Genomic DNA, 21,257 nt, shown 5'->3' with positions numbered 1-21,257 from the left:
AATATTCTGGCGCTAAAACAACCCTCTAAAAGGACTTAACAATGAAACAATTAGTCGTTGTCTCTGCCGTTGTCGCCGCTGCACTTCTCAGTGGCTGTAAATCGACCCCACCGCGCGTTGCCCAAGATAAAACGGTTTCAGTAAACGGCACCGATTATGTATTCGGTGGTGTATACAATGTCGATAAAAATAAATTAGAGCTTAGTATTAATGGCGACCCAGCGATGAAGGGCAGTTTCCCTCCATATACGCCTACGTTGAATATGAGTACCAAGTACAAAGGCGAGGAGTTTTCCAGCTACTGCTACTTCGGTTCGGTACTTCAGGAGCAAGGCGGTGCTTTTGGCGCTATTGCCGGGGTGATCCAAGGCTCCAATAATAAATCGGGTGACAAGTGTGAGATTAAAGTAGCTGGTGAAATCAAAGAGCACCTTTACTTCTAAGCACTAGGCCCAGGTATCGAGGTGAGGCGATGAGTCCTTGCCTTTTTTCTTTTGCGTGTCTTCAACAAATGTTTCCTGCCCACGCGCTTCCTTGTCTTGTTTGCGCTCGTTGCGCACCTTCGCAACTTTGTTATCTTTAACACCGGCAACGTGAAAAGCGCCATTGTGGTGCACTTCTAGGCGCGTTATCCGCCCTAAAAAAGGGATCATAACATCCATACCGCTTTCCTTTTATCAACACTAACAAAGTAGTTGTACCTATAGACTATTATCGGCCGTTATACCTTATACTTTAATTTTTGTAAAAAAGTAGTTGCACTACTTATAAGAACTATGATTATCTATGTGCGTAGTTAACAAACAACGCAAACACACTAAAGAGCATACGACCATGACAACGATTCTGACAACTATTCATCATCATCACCACAGCACCGAATAGCCTGTCAGGTCTTTCGCTGGGGGGTTATTCCTAAAAGGAACCTCTGGCGACGATATAGCAAGATTCATTTTCGCCCCGAGGTTTCCCCTCGGGGTTTTTAGTTTTATCTATTAAGGAAGTGAATTATGAGCAACAACAAACGTTTACGTATCGCAATCCAAAAGTCAGGGCGTCTTTCCAAAGATTGCCAAAACCTGCTTAAGCAACTTGGCGTTAAACTTAATCTGCGTGAGCAGCGCTTAATTGCTCACGCCACCAACATGCCTATCGACGTGCTGCGGGTACGTGATGACGATATCCCTGGTTTAGTTATGGATGGCGTGTGCGATTTGGGGATCGTAGGCGAGAACGTGCTCGAAGAGGTGCAAGCCGAACGCCGCAACAGCAGCGCCAGCTTTGCCGTTAAGAAACTGGCAAAATTAGACTTCGGTTACTGTCGTCTTGCGTTAGCCTGGCCACAGGAGCTCGGCGCACAAGACAAGCAGTGGTTCAACGGCAAACGTATCGCCACCACCTACCCTGAAATTCTAAGCCAGTACCTAGAGCGTGAGAACATTGATGCCAGTGTAGTTATGCTCACCGGCTCGGTCGAGGTTGCGCCGCGTGCTGGGCTGGCTGATGCCATCTGTGATTTGGTATCGACCGGTGCCACCCTAGAGGCCAACGGCCTGATGCAAGGCGACACCATTTTAGAGTCCAATGCCTGCCTAATCCAAAATCAAGAGCTCGCTGATAGCGATAAGCTGGCGCTAATCGACAAGCTGATGCCGCGCCTACGCGGTGTCAAACAAGCGAAGGAAAGCAAATACATCATGATGCACGCGCCAAAGGCCAAACTTGATGATATCTGCGCTTTACTTCCGGGGACCGGACAACCCACCTTGCTTGCACTCGCTGGCAGCGATGATTACGTGGCCCTGCACATGGTTAGCAGCGAGACACTGTTTTGGGAAACCATGGAGTCGCTCAAGGCCCTCGGCGCTAACTCTATCTTAGTCATGCCCATTGAAAAGATGATGGAGTAATTAGCATGATTGTGTGGAACTCTTTGAGCGGCGAACAACAGCAGGCGCTATTACAGCGCCCAGGGGTTGCTGCTGCCGATAATGTGCGCCCCATCTGTGAAGACATTATGGCGAAGGTGCAACAACAAGGTGATAGCGCACTCAAAGCCATTGCCGCAAAGCTTGATAAGCGCTCGACTGAGGCGGAAATTTTATGTCCACAACAGGATATCATCGATGCCCAGCAACAGTTGAGCGAAGAACTAAAAGCGGCTATTGAGCAAGCGTACACCAACATCAAACGCTTTCACCAAGCGCAACAACCGAAGTCAATCAGCCTGAGTACGCAACCGGGCGTTTCTTGTGAGCTGCGCTATGAGGCCATTGACGCGGTGGGCATTTATGTACCCGGCGGCAGTGCGCCGCTGCCCTCTTCGGTGCTAATGCAAGGGGTGTTGGCACAGCTCAGTGGTGCCAGCACCGTGATATTGGCCACCCCGGTCAAAGGCGATGAGCAAGTACACCCGGCTATTCGCTATGCTGCCAAGCTATGTGGCATCACGCAAATCATGCAAATTGGCGGAGCCGCAGCGATAGCGGCAATGGCCTTTGGCAGTGAATCTATCCCGCAAGTGAATAAAATTTTTGGCCCGGGTAATGCGTATGTCACCATGGCCAAACAGATCGCTGCACAACAGGTGCCTGGTCTTGCCATCGACATGCCTGCCGGCCCCTCTGAAGTGCTGATTATTGCCGATAGCCGCGCCAACGGTGAATACGTTGCCGCCGATTTGCTGTCGCAGGCCGAGCATGGTCCGGACTCGCAAGTCATTTTGCTCAGTGACAGCGATGAGGTCATTGCCGCCACTGAGCGTGCCTTAGAGCGACAGCTGGCCACCCTGAGTCGCGCCGATATTGCCCGTCAGGCGCTTGCACACTCGGCGCTAATTAAAGTGGCCGATATTGACCAAGCGGTGCGCATCTCGAATATTTACGGCCCCGAGCACCTGATTTTGCAACTTGGCGACAGCACCCCGTACTTAAACAACATAAAAAATGTTGGCTCCATCTTTGTCGGCGATTACACCCCTGAATCTGCCGGTGACTATGCCTCGGGCACCAACCATGTGTTACCGACCTATGGGTATTCAAAAGTATATTCGAGCCTTAGCTTGCTCGATTTTTACCGCACTTACACGGTGCAAACAGTGACTAAAAATGGTCTCGCTGATTTGGCCAACGCCATTATTCCAATCGCCGAAGCTGAAGGCTTGGATGCACATGCCAATGCAGTTCGCGTACGTTTAGGAGCGTCCTCATGACTACAGAGTTATTACCGGATAATATCGCCGCATTGAAGGCGTACAGCTCGGCAAAAAGTGAAAAGCTCAGCGGCACTACGTGGCTCAACGCCAACGAAAGCCCGTATAGCAAAGCCTATAACGTCAGCGCATCCAATTTGAATCGCTATCCCGACCCACAGCCGCCAGCGGTGATTGAGGCCTATGCCCGCTACAGCGAGCTGCAACCTGAGCAAGTGTTAATGACCCGAGGGGCTGACGAGGGTATTGAACTCCTGATGCGCACCTACTGCCAAAGCGGAGTTGACAGTATTGCGCTGTTTACGCCCACCTATGGCATGTATAAAGTCAGCGCCGACACCCATAACATCGGCATTAATGAGCTTAGCCAAGCACAACTACAACAAGCCAGTGCCAGCGAGCTCAGCGAGTTAGTCGGTGCTGCTAAGCTGGTGTTTATTTGTAACCCCAACAACCCCACCGGCGCTCTTATCAGCGTTGACAAAATCGCCGAATTGGCACAGCGTTTAGCCAAGCGTGCCATTGTTGTGGTCGATGAAGCCTACATTGAGTTCTGCTATCAGCACAGTGCCGCGCAGCTCATTAAAACAAACGCCAATATCGTGGTGCTGCGCACCCTTTCCAAGGCCTTTGCTTTAGCGGGGCTGCGTACCGGTTTTACCTTGGCGCAGCAAGATACCTTAGCACCGCTGCGTAAAGTGATTGCTCCCTACCCCGTCGCCACAGTTATCGCTGACATTGCTGAACAAGCCGTAAGTAGTGCCAACATCATTTCCATGCGCCGACAAGTGAGTATTCTCAATACGTTGAAGGCCCAGCTAGTCGATTGGCTGCAAAGCAGCGCGGCGATTAGCCAAGTACTCACTGGCGAGGGAAATTTTGTCACCCTCCAGCTCAGAGATAAAGCCGCGATTGGCCTGGCCTATGAGCGCGGCTTGGTAATGCGCCCTTTTACCTTGTTTGGTGAGGATAATTGGCTACGTATTTCCATTGGCAATGAACAAGAGTTAAATGAAGTAAAAGCCTGGCTGGACAGCTTAACCAGCCCAGCGCCAACAACCAAGGAACCACAATGAGCAACCCGTATTTATTCATTGACCGTGATGGCACCCTGATTGAGGAGCCGAGCAGCGATAAACAAGTCGACTCACTGGAAAAGCTTAAGCTGCTACCGGATGTTATTGTGGCGTTATTAGCGCTGCAAAATGCCGGTTATCGGTTAGTCATGGTATCGAACCAAGATGGCCTAGGAACTGAGAGCTTCCCACAAGCAGACTTCAGTCTGCCCCATAACGCTATGATGGAGATTTTTAGCTCGCAAGGTATCCACTTTGACGAGGTATTAATTTGTCCTCACTTCGACAGCGATAATTGCAACTGTCGTAAACCGAAAACCGGTTTACTGACGCAGCTGATGCGCTCAGGTAAAGTGGATCTGAATCGCTCTTATGTGATTGGCGACCGCCAGACCGATCTCGGGTTGGCAGAAAACCTGTGTATACGCGGTATTCTTTATAACAATAATTGGCCGCAGATTGTCACCGAGTTAACCACCGCTAATCGCAGCGGTGCGGTATCGCGCGATACCAAAGAAACGCAAATCTCCGTGGCCGTCAATCTAGATAGTAACGCCCAAGGCACTATCAGCACTGGGCTTGGTTTCTTCGACCATATGTTGGAGCAAATTCGTACCCACGCCAATATCGCTTTGGATATTAATGCCAGTGGCGACTTACACATTGATGAGCATCACCTAGTGGAAGATGTCGGCATTGCCCTTGGTCAAGCGCTGCGCCAAGCCCTCGGCACGAAAGCGCAAATTGCTCGCTACGGCTTTGCTCTGCCGATGGATGAGTGCAAAGCCGAGGCGCAAATTGACCTTTCTGGTCGTGCATCGTTCGTGCTGAATGCCGACTTTAGCCGCGATAAAGTCGGTGATTTGGATGTGCAAATGGTCGAGCACTTCTTCAAAAGTCTCAGTGACAATGCCGCGATTTCGCTGATTTTGTCTGTTTCACCGGGCAATTGCCACCACCAGGTGGAGGGGCTGTTCAAGGCCTTCTCTCGGGCCCTGCGCATGGCCATCGCCCTTGATAGCTCTCAGCAAATGGCAAGCTCAAAGGGGGTGTTATGATTGCCATCATTAATACCGGCTGCGCCAACATTAATTCGGTGCGCTTCGCCTTTGAGCGCTTAGGGCAAGATGTCGAAGTGATCACCTCCCCGGAGCAGTTGGCCACTTTTGAGCGCGCGGTGTTACCGGGCGTCGGCCATGCTAAGGTAGCTATGCAGCGCCTAAAGCAAGGCGGCTGGCAGCAAGCGATCAGCGAGTTTCAGCGGCCACTGCTTGGCATTTGTTTAGGCATGCAAATGCAGTGTGACTATACCGATGAGGGAGATACGCCGTGTTTAGGGGTTATTCCGGGGCACGTTAGTGAGCTGCAGGTGGGTACGCTCAGTGCACCGCATATGGGCTGGAATCGCCTGCACATCGAGCGTGAACACCCGTTAACTAAAGGGGTAAGCAGCGATGACCAAGTGTATTTTGTACATAGCTTTGCCCATGCCTGTAACCAAGCGACCTTGGCCTCAAGTGAATACGGACAACAGTTTTCCGCCATTGTCGCCGACAATAACTTTGCCGGCATGCAGTTTCACCCTGAGCGCAGCGCAAAAGTCGGCGCCCGATTATTGCAGAACTTCATTGATTGGCAAGTCTAAGGATTGAGTATGATTATTCCAGCATTAGATATATTACAACAACAAATCGTGCGCTTATTTCAAGGCAAGTACGATACAGCCCAGTTCTACCCCTTTGATTTGCAAGCGCGATTAAGCGAATATCAGGCCCAAGGGGCACAAAAGTTACACTTAGTCGATTTAGAAGGCGCGCGCGACCCAAGCAAAAAGCAATGGCAGCAAATCCAAGCAGCGACCGCACAGCTAAAGGTTCCCTATCAAATCGGCGGCGGTGTGCGTAGCAGCGCCGATGTCGAGCAGTGGCTAGAAGCCGGTGCAGCGCAAGTGGTTATCGGCTCCAAGGCGGTGAACGAGCAACAGCAAGTTGCCCAGTGGATCCGTGAATATGGCGCGCAGCACTTCGTTATCGCCCTAGATGTAAATAAAACGGACACTGGCTGGGCCCCTGCAACACACGGTTGGCTGCAAAGTGCAGATGTCTCGTTGTTTAGCTTAGTTGACTACTACAGTGATCTCGGGGTGCAGGATTTCTTATGCACCGATATCTCCAAAGATGGCACCATGAGCGGGCCTTCATTTGCGCTTTATCAGCAACTGCAAGAGCATAACAGCCGTTTACGCATCCAAGCCTCCGGGGGCGTAAGTTCCCTAGAAGACATTGCCAAACTCAAGGCCATAGGTACACAAGGCGTTATTCTTGGTAAATCCTTGCTTGATGGCGCATTCAACGTTGAGGAGGCGCTGGCATGCTATCAAAACGCATAATCCCCTGTTTAGACGTCAAAGACGGCCAAGTAGTTAAGGGCGTGCAGTTCAAAGGCCATGAGGTAGTGGGTGATATACTCGCTTTGGCAGAGGCTTACAGTGCAGCAGGCGCCGATGAACTGGTGTTTTATGAGATCAGTGCCAGTGTCGAAAAACGCCTGCTAGATGTAAACTGGGTAGAAAGCATCGCCCGGCACATCGATATCCCCTTTTGTGTTGCCGGCGGTATAAAATCAGTGGCTGATGCGGCTCGCGTCTTGGAGCGCGGCGCCGATAAAATCAGCATCAATAGCCCGGCCATCGCACGTCCCGAGCTTATTCGCGAATTACACGATGAATTCGGCAAACAATGTGTGGTGGTGGGCATAGACAGTTTTTACGATAAGGACAGCGATCAATACTTGGTGTATCAACTGACCGGCGATCCCAATGCTTCATCGCGTACCCGCTACAACACCTTGGAATGGGTCGAGCGCGTGCAGCAGCTCGGAGCCGGTGAAATCGTACTAAACTGTATGAATCAGGACGGTGTGCGCAACGGCTATGATATTGCCCAGCTAAGCAGGGTACGCCAACGTTGCGATGTGCCGTTGATTGCCTCAGGAGGCGCAGGGACCATCAGCGACTTTAGCGATGTTTTTAACCAGGCTAACGTCGACGGCGCATTAGCGGCCAGCGTGTTTCACAAAAACCTTATTAATATTGGCGATTTAAAACGTCACCTCGCCGATAACAACATAGCGACTCGATTATGCGATTAGATATTAGCAATGTAAACGAAGTAAATTTTGCCAAAGCGCCGTTAATTCCTGCGCTGATTCAAGATGTTGATACCGGACAAATTCTCATGCAAGGGTTTATGGATCAAGCGGCGTTAACGCACACCTTAGAAAGTAAAAAGGTCACCTTCTATTCACGCTCGAAACAGCGCCTGTGGACCAAAGGAGAAAGTTCAGGGCATTATCTACACGTTGAGCGCGTGTACACTGATTGCGACCAAGACTCCATTTTAGTCTTTGCTCGCCCAGATGGGCCCACTTGTCATTTAGGCACGCAAAGTTGTTTTGGCGATGCAAAACCCAACTTAGGGTTTTTAGCCGAGCTGGAGCAAATTATCGTTGCCCGTAAGGACAGCGACCCGCAAAGCAGTTACACCGCCTCGTTATTTGCCAAAGAGCTCAGCCGTAGCTGTCAAAAAGTGGGCGAAGAAGGCGTCGAAGTGGCCCTGGCTGCCATGAAAAATGATAACCAGGAACTGACCAACGAAGCCGCTGACTTGCTTTATCACCTAATCGTGCTGTTGCAACGACAAGGCTTGTCGTTGTCTGAGGTGGTGAGTTGTTTACAATCACGCCACTAAGACCTATTAATTGACAGTAAATATTGCCAGCATGGCCTTTGGTTGGGTATCCTGTGGGTACCCCAATTAAGGAACTCATTGGCATGAAGGCAATTTATCCTACCTTAGCGGCGCTGGTTGTTATTAGCGGTTGCACCAGCCCGCAACAAAAAGAGAATCAAGCATATGTCGACCAACTCAGTCCCTGCGACAAAATAGAAGCGCTTGTTGGTGCATATGACAACCAATTTGAGGGGTTGAAGCTTGGACGCATTCAATCAAAGTACATGGATAGCTGGCAATCACGCTATAACTTAATTGGTGAAAGCTGCCAAATAAGCGCGCTTAATGATAAAACCATGAACTATCATTGCCAAGAAAGTTATAAGGATAAAACCCAAGCCCTTAGCATTCATAACAAGGCGGTGGAGTTCACTCGTCAGTGCTTGGGCGAAAATTGGTTTGAAAAGCAAAAAGAGTCTGCCAACTCACTACGCACGACCTTTGTGCTTGATGAGTCTGCCCCCGTTGTTTCTATACATACTGGTAAATCTTTATCAAAACGAACCCCATGGATGACCTCTTATGAGGTAGGAACTAGCGTTAAATAAGGCACAAAGACCACTGCTACAGCGGCCCCTTAAAAAGGACAGCGGCCGCTGATGTCATCTGGTTGTCATTTTTTCTACATCTTACTGCCTTAAATATTCGCCACACTGGCCCCATACCCATCACAGGAGAGGATGATGGTTCCTATCTATGTCATTAACTTGGCTGACAGCCAAGAACGCTTGGCTCGCGCCGAGCAACAGCTTCACGCCCAACAACTTGACTTTGAACGCATAGAGGCGGTTAACGGCAAAACCTTAACTGCAGAGCAAGTGTCCGCTGTTTACAGCGAGGCGGCTAATCGACGTCATTTTTATCGCCCTCTTAGCGCCGGTGAAATTGGTTGTTATTTAAGCCATCGCCGCTGTTGGCAAACCTTGATACAAAGCGGTGCTGAGTATGCGGTAATTTTAGAGGACGACTTTACCTTGTGTGGTGATTTAGCCGACAGTATTTCGGCAATCATAAACACCAACATGGCTATCGATATTGTTAAGTTATGCAGTTATCAAGGCCGGGAGCGGCCAGTGAAGTACAGCACCCAAATCAGCGGTGAGCAGCACTTAGTGGTGCACGATAAACCCATGAGTGGCTGCTGTGCTTATGTCATTAGCCGCCAAGGTGCGAAACAGCTATTAGCTCATAGTACCAAGATCAGCCGCCCGGTAGATACCGATATTCAATATTGCTGGGAAACCGGTGTTGACGTTGTCAGTATTAAACCTTATCCCGTCGCTCAAGATAACTTTTTTGACAGCGATATCGCCGCAAAAGGACGAAATAAACCCAAACCCTACCCACTGCAAAAACAGTGGCTGGCGCTGACCACCTTGCCAGCACAAATCATGGCGAGAAAAAACTTGATTAAAAATCTCAAGAGCCATGCTCAGCACTTAGACTCTCGCTCTCATTAAATGTGGCGTGCAGGTAAAGCGCACGCCACATTTATGCGACTAGATTAAATCAACTCCCATCCAGGCTTTGAAAAGCGCTTGTTGCGCCGCTGTCGGGTTATCGACGGCCTTGATAGTCGCTGCTTCATTGTATTCGCCACCGAGTGTAAGCGTGGTGGTTCTTAGGTTATCTCTGCGAAAGTAAGTGATCTCAACTTGCTCACCCACCGCGAATTGCTCAACCAAGGTAGCTAAATCGCTGCTGACTCGCTTGCCGTTGATAGCCACGATGCTATCCCCTGCTGTGAGGTTCGCTTGCCAAGCAGCGCCGTCTCTGCGCACATGGGTTAACTCAATCAAGCCATCGTCAAGCTTACCTTGCACATCTAGCGATGGGCTTTGTTTGGCATCTTCTGAGTAGGTACGCTGCAGCCCCACCGTCGCCAATAACGTATCGAAATCGACCTGCAATGGGCTATCAACATGGTTTTGCCACCACACAGTGTAATCTTGGCCGCTGATATCCTTGAGAATGGCCAACACATCCGCCTCGTTAAACCCTTCAGGCAGACGATGGCGCTTATACAGTTCACGATGTACATCACGGTAATTTACCGCGCCATCAGAGTCGCTTAGCAGCTTTAAATCTAATACCATGGAGATCAGTGAGCCTTCAGAGTAGATATTGGTACTAAAGTTACGACCATGATCGCCGCCAGCATTAATCCATTTATCAAAACTGGTATGTGCTGCACTTTGCACCTCGCGTCCTGGCGTCTTCAAGTGGCGGTCTATGCGATTACCCAAATCCTTAAAAAACTCTTCTTTGCTCATTAAGTCACTGCGCAGCAGAAGGTGATCCTCAAGATAGCTGGTCGACCCTTCAGCAAGCCACAATAAACGCGAGTAGTTAGGCGCTAGGTAATCATAAGGCACTAACCCTTCAGGGCGATAAGCTTTAACGTTCCAGGTGTGAATAAATTCATGGGCTGCGGTGGCAATAAAACCCAAATAGTCTTCACGCTTGGCGAATTTGTCGCGATGACGTTGAATGATGGTGGAGTTTAAGTGTTCAGTCGCACCGCGAGCGCCGGACGTTGCATGCACCATAAACACATAGCGCTGGTACGGGTAATCATCCCAAATAACATCACCGGTCTTTACCAAGGTGGTTAAATCAGTGACCATTTTCTCGGCATCATAGTTACCTTGGCCCCAAATCACGAGCTCATAATCGCGCCCGTCAACGGTAAATTCATAATGGCTGTTAATACCGCTCTCAATGGGGGAGTCCACCAATACATCGTAATTATTGGCGATAAAGTGATGGTCATTGTCGCCATTATCCATTCCCGATACGGAGCGCCATTGCTTAGGAACATCAAGCTGCACAGAAACAGGCTCGTTGCGGGTTGCTTCACTAAACATAAAAAAGCCAGAGGCATCGATAAAAGCGTGACTGTCGTCAATGTGGCGCGAACGCAGGCCTAGTTGATTGGCATACACTTGGTAATTCAAGGTCACCGCTGTAGGTTTATCCAAAAAAATGCGCCACGTGCTTTTATCTACTTTTTGCCATTTCAGCGTATCACCTTCACTGTCTAGGGCCTCAAAATAACGCACACCATTGGCGAGATTTAATATGTCGTAGCGCCCTGTGCGCCATGCTGGTAGCTTGGCATCGATATAGCTTTGTCCGGTTTTATCAAATTGGACCTGTACATCACCCAAATGATGTGTACCGTCATCGATAGTTAATGTGTATTGCGTATCTGCCAGCGCGCAGTGGCTAAGGGCAACCATAGTGGCCCCCAGTAAAGCTTTTTTCACGTTGAAACCTAAAGAGAAATGATACTATGACGGCCACCCTACCAAGTCGGGCGCACAAACAACAAGCATTTGCGCCCAATTACTGATTCACAACAAAAAATCGGTGAGTAGTTCAGAAAAGCGAAGAAAATTGTTGTACACTAAAATCTATAGTAAAACAGAAGGAAAACGGGTGTGTCTGAGCAGCTCGACGCCTTAAGAAAAAAGCTTAATTCCGCCGTCTCCCAACGGCAAACAATCGAGAACACCCGCCAAGAGCAAGTTCGTACCCTCGCGCAATTTATTGCCAAGTTATCCTTGGTGTGTAAAGGCATGGATATCGAGCTAGATAACCGTCTTGCCGCATTTAGAAAGTTGTTACACAAAGGCGCCAACTATCAAGACCTGCTCCCTGTGATAGACGAGCTCACTGACTTACTGTCTCGCCATGAAGCCAATCTGGAAGCGCGTTTTCGCGCCTTGCATCAAGGTGTGCAGGCGGCCGGCGTGAATTTGCAAAAGCGTAAAGGTATTCCCGCTGAGCTAAGACGCACCTTGCGCCACCTACTTAATACCGAGCTGGTCGACGCACAAACCGCTGTCGACTTTTTGCCGATACTAGAGCGGTTAGTCACCATATACGACCAAGTAATGGCCAGTCGTAATCAGCAAGGGGATGATGACACAAGCGATAATACTCAACTACAGCCCTTAATTGATGAGCTTAACGCGCTGAGCAGTGAGATCTCCTTAGAAGGGGAATTGGCTGAGCATCTACGGCAATTAAAATCACAGATTAATGCTGCCAGCACTATCGATAACTTACTCAATGCCAGCGTTGAAATTATGCGCGTCATCGTATTGAGCCTGAGTAAAGAGCGCCAGTCTGCTCAGCACTTTCTTGCCGCGTTAAATCACAACCTGTCGGAATTGCAGCAAGCCATTGCTAAAACCAGCGACCGCTCTAAGCACTTAGATAGCAAAATCAGTGCTGTATATCGACAAATTGATGAAAACATCAATCACTTGAGTGAGCAAACCGCGCAAGCGACCGATATTCAAACGCTCAAAGAAACTGTTGAATCTAAGCTCTCTGCCCTGACCGAGCAATTACTGAATAAAGAGAAATTAGAGGCGCAGCAACGAGACACCCTAAGCCAAGCGTTGCACAGTATGCAATCTCAAGTCGAGGCGTTGGAGCAGCAAGTTGCACAATATGAAACCAAGCTTGAGCGTCAACGTCTGGTGTCATTGCAAGATGGGCTGACTAAATTGCCAAATCGTATTGCCTTTGATGAGCGTATGGATCTTGAGCTGAAACACTTTAAACGCCATCAGGCCCCGTTGTGCTTGGTAGTCATTGATGTCGACCACTTCAAGTCCATTAATGATAATTATGGCCACAGTGCCGGTGATAAAACCCTACAGGTTTTGGCCACGGCGATGAAAAAATCGATTCGCAGTACTGACTTTATTGCTCGCTTTGGCGGTGAAGAGTTCGTAATGCTGATGCCAAACGTATCCATCGATAACGTTGTTCGTCCGCTAGAGAAGCTGCGCCACACTATTCGTAGTATTCCTTTTAAGTTCAAAAATGAGCAAGTGCAAATCACGGTATCTATTGGGGTCACCCAAATTAACGCCGACGACACTGCACTCAGTGCTTTCGACCGCGCTGATAAAGCGCTTTATGAGGCCAAGAATGCAGGGAGAGACCGGTTAATTTTGTCCAGTTAACCTCCAGGGCATTGCGTTATTGCTGTGACTGTGTCAAAAACAACTCAAGCTGACCATCTATTTTTAAGTGCTAGTCATTTTCAGCACTCGCCACATGCATTAAATTAAGGAGCAGCAATGCAAGTACAGCTTAATCCTACTGGCGTATTAAACCTTCTTTCACAATTAGAAGTAGATTTGCTCGCGCAATCGACCACTGACCGTTATCGGCTCTTTCGCAATTGTGCGCTCGCGGTCCTTAACGTGGGCAGTCATACCGATTCCAGCGCCGAGATTTACGATCGCTTTCAAGACTTCGACATTCGTCTAGTCGCCCGCGAGCGAGGAATCAAAATAGAGCTGACTAACCCCCCTGAAACCGCTTTTGTCGATGGCGATATCATTCGTGGTATCCATGAGCATATTTTTTCAGTCATTCGCGATATCTTATTCATTTGTCAAAAACACCAAGCGATGGTAGAACCCGATCCAAAAGCGATAACCCACATGGTCTTCGACATGCTTCGCAATGCCGATGCCATGCCAGTGAACACCGATCCGAACATGATAGTGTGTTGGGGTGGCCATTCTATTAATGAAATCGAGTATAAATACACCAAAGAAGTGGGCTATCAACTCGGTCTGCGTGGCCTGAATATTTGTACGGGGTGCGGTCCAGGTGCCATGAAAGGGCCAATGAAAGGCGCAACGATAGGCCATGCCAAGCAACGTGTTGACAACCCGCGCTATCTCGGCCTCACCGAACCCAGTATTATCGCTGCAGAGCCACCCAACCCGATTGTTAACGAGCTGGTCATTCTACCGGACATTGAAAAACGCCTGGAAGCCTTCGTTCGCGTTGCCCATGGCATTATTATTTTCCCAGGTGGCGCAGGCACTGCAGAAGAGCTGTTATATTTACTTGGCATCTTGTTGCACCCTGAGAATCAAAAGCAACAGCTGCCGGTGATACTTACCGGACCGGCACAAAGTAAGGACTATTTCGATGAAATAGTCAGCTTTGTACGCGACACCTTAGGCGAGCAAGCATTAGACAAGTTTGAGGTGATCATTGACGACCCGGCATTAGTCGCCAGTAAATTAAAAGCGCAAATGCAAGATGTGCGCGACTATCGTCGCCAACAGGGTGATGCCTACTACTTCAATTGGACGCTGCGTATTGAGCCTGAATTCCAGGCACCGTTTGCCCCAACCCATGAGAATATGGCGTCTTTGAACTTGCATTTAGAGCAGCCGAAGCAACAACTTGCCGCCAACTTACGCCGTGCTTTCTCGGGGATTGTTGCTGGCAATGTTAAAGATGAAGGGATCCGCGCTATCAAACAGCATGGTGTGTTTGAGCTATCTGGCGATCCTGAGTTAATGCGTAAGATGGATACCTTGTTAAGTGCCTTTGTGGCTCAAGGGCGCATGAAGTTGCCAGGCAGCACCTACATCCCTTGTTATACCATTAAGACATGATGCACTTTCTACTTATTGATGCGCTGAACTTGATTCGGCGCATTTATGCGGTGTGCGAGTCTCAACATGGTAGTGATAGCGATGCTGCCATTGAAGCAGCGCTGCAGCGAACCAGCAACGCCATTAATAAGCTAATGCACCAATATCAGCCCCATTATGCGGTTGCGGCCTTCGATGGACAAAGCAGCTGGCGTCATGCTTACTACCCTGATTACAAGATATCACGCAAACCGATGCCAGAGCGCCTAAAATCCAATTTAGGCCGTTTTGCACACGCGTTTCACGCCGCCCAAATAAGCTCCTTGAGTGTAGATAACGAAGAAGCGGACGACGTATTAGCGACCCTGGCCAGTAAAGCGCCGCAGACCATGCAATGTATTATTGTGTCCACCGACAAAGGCTACTTACCACTGTTAAGTGAGCAAATCAAAGTATATGACTACTTTGGCAAATCTTTTCGCGATGCTCAGCAGGTACAAGACAAATACGGCGTTAGCGTGGCGCAACTGACTCAGTATTTCGCCTTAGTGGGCGACAAAACCAATGATATCCCAGGTGTAAATGGCATAGGTATAAAATCAGCAAAGGCATTACTCACTCAGTACGACAGCGTTCAACACGCCCTAGCGCAGGCACCTGAAAATAAAATTCAGCGACAATTAACCGATAATTTGCCACAGTACGTGCGCGCTTTACATTTGGTATCGCTGCGCTGTGATATTGATCTTGGCGTAAGTCTAAAGCAGTTTCAAGTTCACAACGGGGCGCAGCAAATTGTTCTTCCACCGCACTCGGCTTCGCAAAGCAGCGCCAAGCCCGGTATACTGAGTTAAATTGGCTGGTGGACGCAGTATCACGATGTTAAAAAAAGTATTACGTTATGTGGTGTTAGGTATTGGTGTGTATGCGCTGATAGCGACGCTCGTGATGACCTTTTACAAGGATGATCCTGGCTCCATGGTATGGCAGGACAGAGAAGCCTATAACAAACGGTTTATCGCGAGCCTCGACTCTGCCGATTCAATGCCCATAGAAGAGGTCCTTGATACCTTAGGTACACCGGATCTAACTTTTGTAAAACGCCGAGGCGATGATATTTATCAAATAGTCTTTTATCGCACTCAGCACAAAAAGGCCGATGGCATCACCACTAAAGATGAATGCACCGGGCTGCTGTTTAAAAATAAAAAGCTTTTAGTATGGGGGCAGCAAGCCGAGCTTGCCTATGACAAAGTCGACTTACAATCCTAAATACGTCGAGCAGTTCGACCGCGTTATTGACTACATAGTACGCTTTGATAAAGCCGCACTGTCGCGCTCGCAGTGGTCTAGCTTATACCCTGCCCTGCTCGGTCTCAGTGAGCGCTTAAGTGTGTTAGCCCATAAGCAAAACGGTTTGTTTCAATGGCTGCTATCGACCCACATACAAAACCTTGCCTATGCACAGAGCTTGCGTCTAAAACGCATCGCCATCGTGGCCGGATTGTGCCGCGCTCATAATTACCACCGCAGTGATACGCAAGTAATGATGATGGCGGCGCTCAGCGCTGACATATCAGTACTATCACTGCTCAATAAGCGCCATAATGGCGAGGCTCTAAGCAGTGCAGAGCGCCAACGGTTTAGCCAAAGCGCATTACTGAGCCTGAAGATGCTGTCCCTCAGCGCCGAAGAGCAACCTGCGCTAACGCAGATCATCGCCAAGCTAAAACGCTATCGCCGCGAAATTATCAGTCATCAACGCGCGCCTCTATATGATGGTTATACGCGCATTGTGGCCTGCGCCAGTATTTTAGCAGAGCAAATGACAGCAACACGGCCGTTGCACCTCTTTAATGCCTGCGCGCAGTTGTATAAAGCCACTCATAATGTTGCCATACAGCAAGACTGCGATACGTTGGTCGACTTCTATTCTCCACAACTTCTTGGTTCGCGACAGCGCTTTGAAGAGAATGACTATTTATACATGGGCTGCCACCCTGATGGCCAGTATATTTTCACCGATGCGCAGGCCACTAAGTCTCGTTTTCGACTGCTCGCCAACCCTCACTGGCAATACCGCCAACCGGTGCGTTACCGCAGTTGGTCGTCAGTGAGTGCCCGCGCCAGTGTCCCTGTACAACGCGCCAGCTCTGCCGCTGGGGCGCAGCGCGATCATGATGCCATTGTCGCACAAATTCGTGGTGCCCAAGGTTATAGCGATATTGAGAAAGTCATCGCACAAGACGACACGCTCGTTGCGCAAATCATGATGCAAGCGAGCCAATATAATCGCGGTGCACAACAGGCCAGCTCTTTGCGTCACGCGCTTTCCATGGTTGGGCTATACAGCGTCGGGGATTTTATTGCCCGAGTGATGTTGGAAGAAAAGATGCTGCAACTGTGTCACCCAATGGCGCAGTTTCTCCAAGCTCGAGTGCACAGTGCCATTCGCATCGTTGAAGATATCGCAAGGCAAACAAAAGACCTTCAGCATGAGCGACTATCAGCCTTATTACTATGTTATTTCAATTTTTTTATTTTTGAGTGCCCACAGCGGTTGTCTCGTACCATTGCGTTAAACCCGTTGAAAACACCCATGCAACAAGATATAGCGCGCCCATTGGCGACGCTCCTTGGGGTGCAACAATATGATAACGAAGCTTTGCGCCATTATTTGACCCGTCATATTGGCAGCAATGAGTGGGTCAATGCGTTATTAAACAGCGAACAACAACCATTCGACCAGTTAAACAGCAATGCGCGGCTATGCTGTACGTTAAAAATCATCCTGTTCTACACCTTCTCTGGGCCGGCGACGGCAAGTGCTTGGCAACAGCAGTTGGTTAAGCAAACCATGGTCGATTGGCAAGGACCCAGTACCAAAATCGAGCGGCTGGTCGATCGCGCCTTATCTTGCGCACCGCACAATGGCATTTAACTTAGCTTAATTCACCATATTTATAGTCGGTATAAGGTATATTTAAAAGCGATATACTGGAAAAATAACGCCTTTGCTGCTATAAAACGCCCCTGAATTCTCACGTAAATTTATCCACCCTAAACGTTCATTTTACTGTTCTTGGTAGCAGCGTTGGCGTCGTTGGTGGACACATCTATCAGTTTTAAGGAATAGGTTACATGGCTAAGCAAACCATTAGCGTCATCAAAGGCGATGGCATCGGTCCAAGCATTATCGACGCGGCAATTGAAATTCTTGATGCCGTCGGTTGTGAGTTTGATTACGAATACATTGATGCTGGTCTAGCCGCGCTTGAAAAAACTGGTGAACTTCTACCACCAGAAACGCTCGAAGCCATTTCCCGTAATAAAATCACGCTAAAGGGTCCATTAACTACACCAGTAGGCGAAGGTTTTACTTCTATTAACGTCACACTTCGTAAACAGTTTGGCCTATACGCTAATGTGCGCCCAGTAAAATCCTTTGCTGGCACCAAGGCGCGCTATGACGACATCGACATTATCACCATTCGTGAAAATACCCAGGGTATGTACTCTGGTCTAGGCCAGGTCGTTTCAGAGGACGGTAACGAAGCCGAAGCGATGTCTAAAATCACGCGCGATGGCGCTGAGAAAATCGTAACCTTTGCTTACGAGTTAGCACGTCGTGAAGGCCGTAAAAAAGTCACTGCAGTACACAAAGCAAACATCTTGAAATCAACCTCAGGGCTGTTCTTAAAAGTGGCTCGTGAAGTGGGTGAGCGTTACCCTGATATTGAATCAGCGGAAATGATCGTTGATGCAACTTGTATGAAACTAGTCATGAATCCTGAGGAATTTGACGTTATCGTAACCACTAACCTGTTCGGTGACATCCTTTCGGACTTATGTGCTGGTTTAGTAGGTGGTCTAGGTATGGCCCCAGGCGCTAACATTGGCGAAGACGCGGCTATTTTTGAAGCTGTTCACGGCAGTGCCCCAGATATTGCAGGCAAAAACCTGGCAAACCCAACATCCGTTATTCTCGCAGCCATTCAAATGCTTGAATACTTAGACATGGGTGACAAAGCAGAGCGAATTCGCGCAGCAGTTGCTGATGTCATTAAAAGTGGCGACCGTACCACTCGCGACTTGGGTGGCGAGCACGGCACCACAGACTTTACCGCTGCCGTTATTGAGCGTCTGTAAGCAGGAAAAAAACTCTGCATACAGGTGGTCATAATGATTGAATAACCTGACTAAGACCGGTTCGATACCGGTCTTTTTTTTGCTAAAAACTTTACCATTAGGACAACTTTATTCCAAGCAGGTTAATTTAAACTCTCATTACGTATTTTTTATTCAAAATTCATCTTGCTCGGGGTTGACAGTATGCTTTCAAAAGCTTAACAATAGAAGCCATTGTTGAGTATAAAAGTGTTTACCCATGTTTAATGTCGTCGTTCTCGTTGTGATTCTCGTGGTGGTCTTAACCAAGACTACGGGGCCTACGTGAGCGAACATATAACGCTAACAAACCCCCGCCCTTAAGCGGGGGTTTTTTTTTTAAGGAATGAGGATGAATGAGCAACAGTTTAACGGTGGAGAGTTAGTCGTCGCCGCGCTAAAAGAACTAGGCGTTCAGTATATATTTGGTTATCCAGGGGGATCGGTATTAGATTTATACGATGCGCTATTTGAACAGCAGGACCTTGAGCATATTTTGGTGCGTCACGAGCAGGCAGCTACACATATGGCCGACGGGTATGCCCGTGCGACTGGGAAAGTGGGTGTGGTCTTGGCCACTTCCGGTCCCGGAGCGACTAATTGCGTAACCGGTATTGCTACTGCCTACATGGACTCAATCCCCATGGTGGTGATCTCTGGACAAGTACCCAGCAACCTTATCGGTGACGATGCCTTTCAAGAAACGGATATTGTCGGTTGCTCACGGCCTATCGTTAAACACAGTTTCAACTGCCGCAGCGCAAAAGATATTCCGACTATGCTTGCCAAAGCATTTTACATTGCTAGTAGTGGTCGCCCGGGTCCGGTTGTTGTTGAACTCCCTAAGGACGTACTTAACCCAACCCAGAAATTCCCATTTGAATTTCCAGGTGACATCCAGATCAGAACCTATAATCCCAACAAGAAAGGCCACCCAAAACAAATTAAAAAAGCGGTCAATGCAGTTCTTAACGCTAAAAAATTGGTCATTTATTCAGGGGGGGGTATCGTTCTTTCCGACACCAGCGATAAGCTTACCGAACTGGTAGAGACGCTTAACGCCCCTTGTACTAATACGTTAATGGGACTGGGTGGGCTGAGCGGTGAACATCCAAACTTTATTGGTATGCTAGGCATGCATGGCACTTTAGAAGCAAACAAAGCCATGGCCAATGCCGATGTTATTTTAGCTTTAGGTGCTCGATTTGATGATCGGGTTACCAATAACGTGAATAAGTTCTGCCCAGACGCAACCATAGTCCATGTTGATGTTGACCCGACCTCAATTTCTAAAACTATCAGCGCTCATATTCCGGTGGTTGGCTGCTTAGACACTGTCCTGACACAATTATTAACCGCTATCAATACATCGAACATTGCCATTGATAGAAGTGCCCAAGAGGATTGGTGGCAGCAAATCAATCGTTGGCGTGAACAAAAGTGCCTTAGTTTCAGTGCAGGCAGTGAAAAAATCAAGCCACAGACTGTTATTCAAAAGCTTTATAAAGCCACTAACGGCGATGCCTACATCAGTTCAGATGTGGGTCAGCACCAAATGTTTGCTGCCCAGTACTACCCCTTTAAAAAGCCGCGCCAATGGATCAATTCCGGAGGCCTTGGAACCATGGGGTTTGGTCTTCCTGCAGCGATGGGCGTTAAGCTTGCTTATCGTGATAGCGAGTCTATATGTATCACTGGAGATGGCTCCATTCAGATGAATATACAAGAGCTATCAACTTGTTTGCAGTATAACTTGGCGGTCAAAGTTGTATCACTGAACAATCGTTCCTTAGGCATGGTGCGTCAATGGCAAGATATGATGTACAGCGGCCGTCACTCGTCGTCTTACATGGAGTCCCTACCTGACTTTGTCAAACTGGCGCAAAGCTATGGTCATGTCGGTATACGCGTTGATCATCCCGATGAGCTTGATAGCGCCATTGAAGAGATGCTCAGTATCAGCGATAGATTGGTCTTTTTAGATGTGCGTGTTGATGAGCTAGAGCATGTTTACCCGATGCAAATCAAACTAGGCGCAGTTGATGATATGTGGCTGAAAAAAGGAGTGAAAGCATAATGCGTAGAATATTATCAATCTTATTGGAAAATGAACCTGGCTCACTTTCGCGCATCGTCGGCTTATTTTCCCAGCGAGCTTATAACATCGATAGTCTCGCGGTGGGCACCACCGATGATGCATCGTTATCGCGCATTACTATTACCACACAGGGCGGCGATCGTATCCTTGAGCAAATCCTCAAACAAGTTAACAAATTAGTAGATGTGCTCAAGGTCATTGATCTGACCGAACAAAGTCATATTGAGCGTGAATTACTCTTAGTTAAGGTTGTAGCCCAAGATGAGAACACACGCGCAGCAGTAACCCGAGTTGTTGATGTATTTGGCGGCGCCATTTTGGATATGGGGAGGATCAGCTATTCATTACAACTCGCCGCAAGTACTGAGAAGCTAGAATCGTTTTTGGATACCTTGCGTCATGAGACAGAGGTCATAGAAATGGTGCGTTCTGGAGCTATTGGTTTAGGACGTGGCGATAAAGCCTTGAAAGGATAGCAACGAGACGGTT

Annotated in this window: 21 protein-coding genes; 19 read left to right on the top strand and 2 right to left on the bottom strand. The window is 48.5% G+C overall.

Features of this window, described 5'->3' with window-relative positions:
• The first annotated feature begins 41 nt into the window (after positions 1-41).
• Positions 42-443: a hypothetical protein gene (locus W04_RS00760; protein ID WP_022946838.1), complete on the top strand. Its 402-nt coding sequence runs from the start codon at positions 42-44 to the stop codon at positions 441-443.
• A 3-nt stretch (positions 444-446) separates the two neighbouring features.
• Here the strand turns inward: W04_RS00760 and W04_RS00755 are convergent, their stop codons facing one another.
• Positions 447-662, bottom strand: coding sequence for a hypothetical protein (locus W04_RS00755; RefSeq protein WP_053909412.1), 216 nt, complete (start codon positions 660-662; stop codon positions 447-449).
• A 348-nt stretch (positions 663-1,010) separates the two neighbouring features.
• Here W04_RS00755 and hisG point away from each other — a divergent pair, with 348 nt between their 5' ends.
• The 10 genes from hisG (at position 1,011) to W04_RS00705 (ending at position 9,538) form a co-directional block, all read left to right on the top strand.
• Complete coding sequence (gene hisG / locus W04_RS00750; protein ID WP_053909411.1) at positions 1,011-1,910, top strand: ATP phosphoribosyltransferase; 900 nt, start codon at positions 1,011-1,013, stop codon at positions 1,908-1,910.
• Positions 1,911-1,915: 5 nt separating this feature from the next.
• Positions 1,916-3,211: a histidinol dehydrogenase gene (hisD, locus tag W04_RS00745; RefSeq protein WP_053909410.1), complete on the top strand. Its 1,296-nt coding sequence runs from the start codon at positions 1,916-1,918 to the stop codon at positions 3,209-3,211.
• Positions 3,208-4,287, top strand: coding sequence for a histidinol-phosphate transaminase (gene hisC / locus W04_RS00740; RefSeq protein ID WP_053909409.1), 1,080 nt, complete (start codon positions 3,208-3,210; stop codon positions 4,285-4,287). The genes hisD and hisC overlap by 4 nt, the downstream gene beginning before the upstream one ends.
• Positions 4,284-5,345 carry a bifunctional histidinol-phosphatase/imidazoleglycerol-phosphate dehydratase HisB gene (gene hisB, locus W04_RS00735; RefSeq protein ID WP_053909408.1) on the top strand — a complete coding sequence of 354 codons (1,062 nt, stop codon included), beginning with the start codon at positions 4,284-4,286 and terminating at the stop codon, positions 5,343-5,345. Before hisC ends, hisB begins: the two co-directional genes overlap by 4 nt.
• Positions 5,342-5,932 (top strand): imidazole glycerol phosphate synthase subunit HisH, encoded by a 591-nt coding sequence (hisH, locus tag W04_RS00730; RefSeq protein WP_053909407.1) that lies wholly within the window; start codon positions 5,342-5,344, stop codon positions 5,930-5,932. Before hisB ends, hisH begins: the two co-directional genes overlap by 4 nt.
• A 9-nt stretch (positions 5,933-5,941) precedes the next feature.
• Positions 5,942-6,676 carry a 1-(5-phosphoribosyl)-5-[(5-phosphoribosylamino)methylideneamino] imidazole-4-carboxamide isomerase gene (locus W04_RS00725; protein ID WP_022946831.1) on the top strand — a complete coding sequence of 245 codons (735 nt, stop codon included), beginning with the start codon at positions 5,942-5,944 and terminating at the stop codon, positions 6,674-6,676.
• Positions 6,658-7,437 (top strand): imidazole glycerol phosphate synthase subunit HisF, encoded by a 780-nt coding sequence (hisF, locus tag W04_RS00720; protein ID WP_053909406.1) that lies wholly within the window; start codon positions 6,658-6,660, stop codon positions 7,435-7,437. Before W04_RS00725 ends, hisF begins: the two co-directional genes overlap by 19 nt.
• Positions 7,428-8,036 carry a bifunctional phosphoribosyl-AMP cyclohydrolase/phosphoribosyl-ATP diphosphatase HisIE gene (gene hisIE, locus W04_RS00715; protein ID WP_022946829.1) on the top strand — a complete coding sequence of 203 codons (609 nt, stop codon included), beginning with the start codon at positions 7,428-7,430 and terminating at the stop codon, positions 8,034-8,036. Before hisF ends, hisIE begins: the two co-directional genes overlap by 10 nt.
• Before the next feature lie 83 nt (positions 8,037-8,119).
• Positions 8,120-8,626: a hypothetical protein gene (locus W04_RS00710; RefSeq protein WP_022946828.1), complete on the top strand. Its 507-nt coding sequence runs from the start codon at positions 8,120-8,122 to the stop codon at positions 8,624-8,626.
• A gap of 135 nt (positions 8,627-8,761) precedes the next feature.
• Positions 8,762-9,538 (top strand): glycosyltransferase family 25 protein, encoded by a 777-nt coding sequence (locus W04_RS00705; RefSeq protein WP_053909405.1) that lies wholly within the window; start codon positions 8,762-8,764, stop codon positions 9,536-9,538.
• A 39-nt stretch (positions 9,539-9,577) separates the two neighbouring features.
• Here W04_RS00705 and W04_RS00700 read toward each other — a convergent pair whose 3' ends face one another.
• Complete coding sequence (locus W04_RS00700) at positions 9,578-11,347, bottom strand: M61 family metallopeptidase (RefSeq protein WP_053909404.1); 1,770 nt, start codon at positions 11,345-11,347, stop codon at positions 9,578-9,580.
• Positions 11,348-11,521: 174 nt separating this feature from the next.
• Here W04_RS00700 and W04_RS00695 point away from each other — a divergent pair, with 174 nt between their 5' ends.
• The 8 genes from W04_RS00695 (at position 11,522) to ilvN (ending at position 21,244) form a co-directional block, all read left to right on the top strand.
• Positions 11,522-13,063: a diguanylate cyclase gene (locus W04_RS00695; protein WP_053909403.1), complete on the top strand. Its 1,542-nt coding sequence runs from the start codon at positions 11,522-11,524 to the stop codon at positions 13,061-13,063.
• A 117-nt stretch (positions 13,064-13,180) separates the two neighbouring features.
• Positions 13,181-14,524, top strand: coding sequence for a nucleotide 5'-monophosphate nucleosidase PpnN (gene ppnN / locus W04_RS00690; protein WP_022946824.1), 1,344 nt, complete (start codon positions 13,181-13,183; stop codon positions 14,522-14,524).
• The gene (gene xni / locus W04_RS00685) at positions 14,521-15,357 is read left to right on the top strand and encodes a flap endonuclease Xni (RefSeq protein WP_082342067.1); all 837 of its coding nucleotides are present in this window, start codon (positions 14,521-14,523) and stop codon (positions 15,355-15,357) included. Before ppnN ends, xni begins: the two co-directional genes overlap by 4 nt.
• Before the next feature lie 25 nt (positions 15,358-15,382).
• A complete protein-coding gene (locus W04_RS00680; protein WP_022946822.1) occupies positions 15,383-15,775 on the top strand; it encodes a DUF3192 domain-containing protein in 393 nt (130 codons plus the stop codon).
• Positions 15,750-17,444, top strand: coding sequence for a hypothetical protein (locus tag W04_RS00675; RefSeq protein ID WP_053909402.1), 1,695 nt, complete (start codon positions 15,750-15,752; stop codon positions 17,442-17,444). The genes W04_RS00680 and W04_RS00675 overlap by 26 nt, the downstream gene beginning before the upstream one ends.
• A 200-nt stretch (positions 17,445-17,644) precedes the next feature.
• Positions 17,645-18,652, top strand: coding sequence for an isocitrate dehydrogenase (locus W04_RS00670; protein WP_022946820.1), 1,008 nt, complete (start codon positions 17,645-17,647; stop codon positions 18,650-18,652).
• A gap of 370 nt (positions 18,653-19,022) precedes the next feature.
• Entirely contained in the window at positions 19,023-20,747 is a 1,725-nt protein-coding gene (locus tag W04_RS00665) for an acetolactate synthase 3 large subunit (protein WP_053909401.1), read from the top strand.
• On the top strand, positions 20,747-21,244 hold the full coding sequence (ilvN, locus tag W04_RS00660; protein ID WP_053909400.1) for an acetolactate synthase small subunit: 498 nt from the start codon (positions 20,747-20,749) through the stop codon (positions 21,242-21,244). Before W04_RS00665 ends, ilvN begins: the two co-directional genes overlap by 1 nt.
• Positions 21,245-21,257 lie beyond the last annotated feature (13 nt).

Source organism: Pseudoalteromonas sp. SW0106-04 (assembly GCF_001293805.1).
GTDB lineage: Bacteria > Pseudomonadota > Gammaproteobacteria > Enterobacterales > Alteromonadaceae > Pseudoalteromonas > Pseudoalteromonas ruthenica.
The sequence above is the reverse complement of the archived record's forward strand: the minus strand, read 5'-3'. Positions and strand labels throughout refer to the sequence as shown.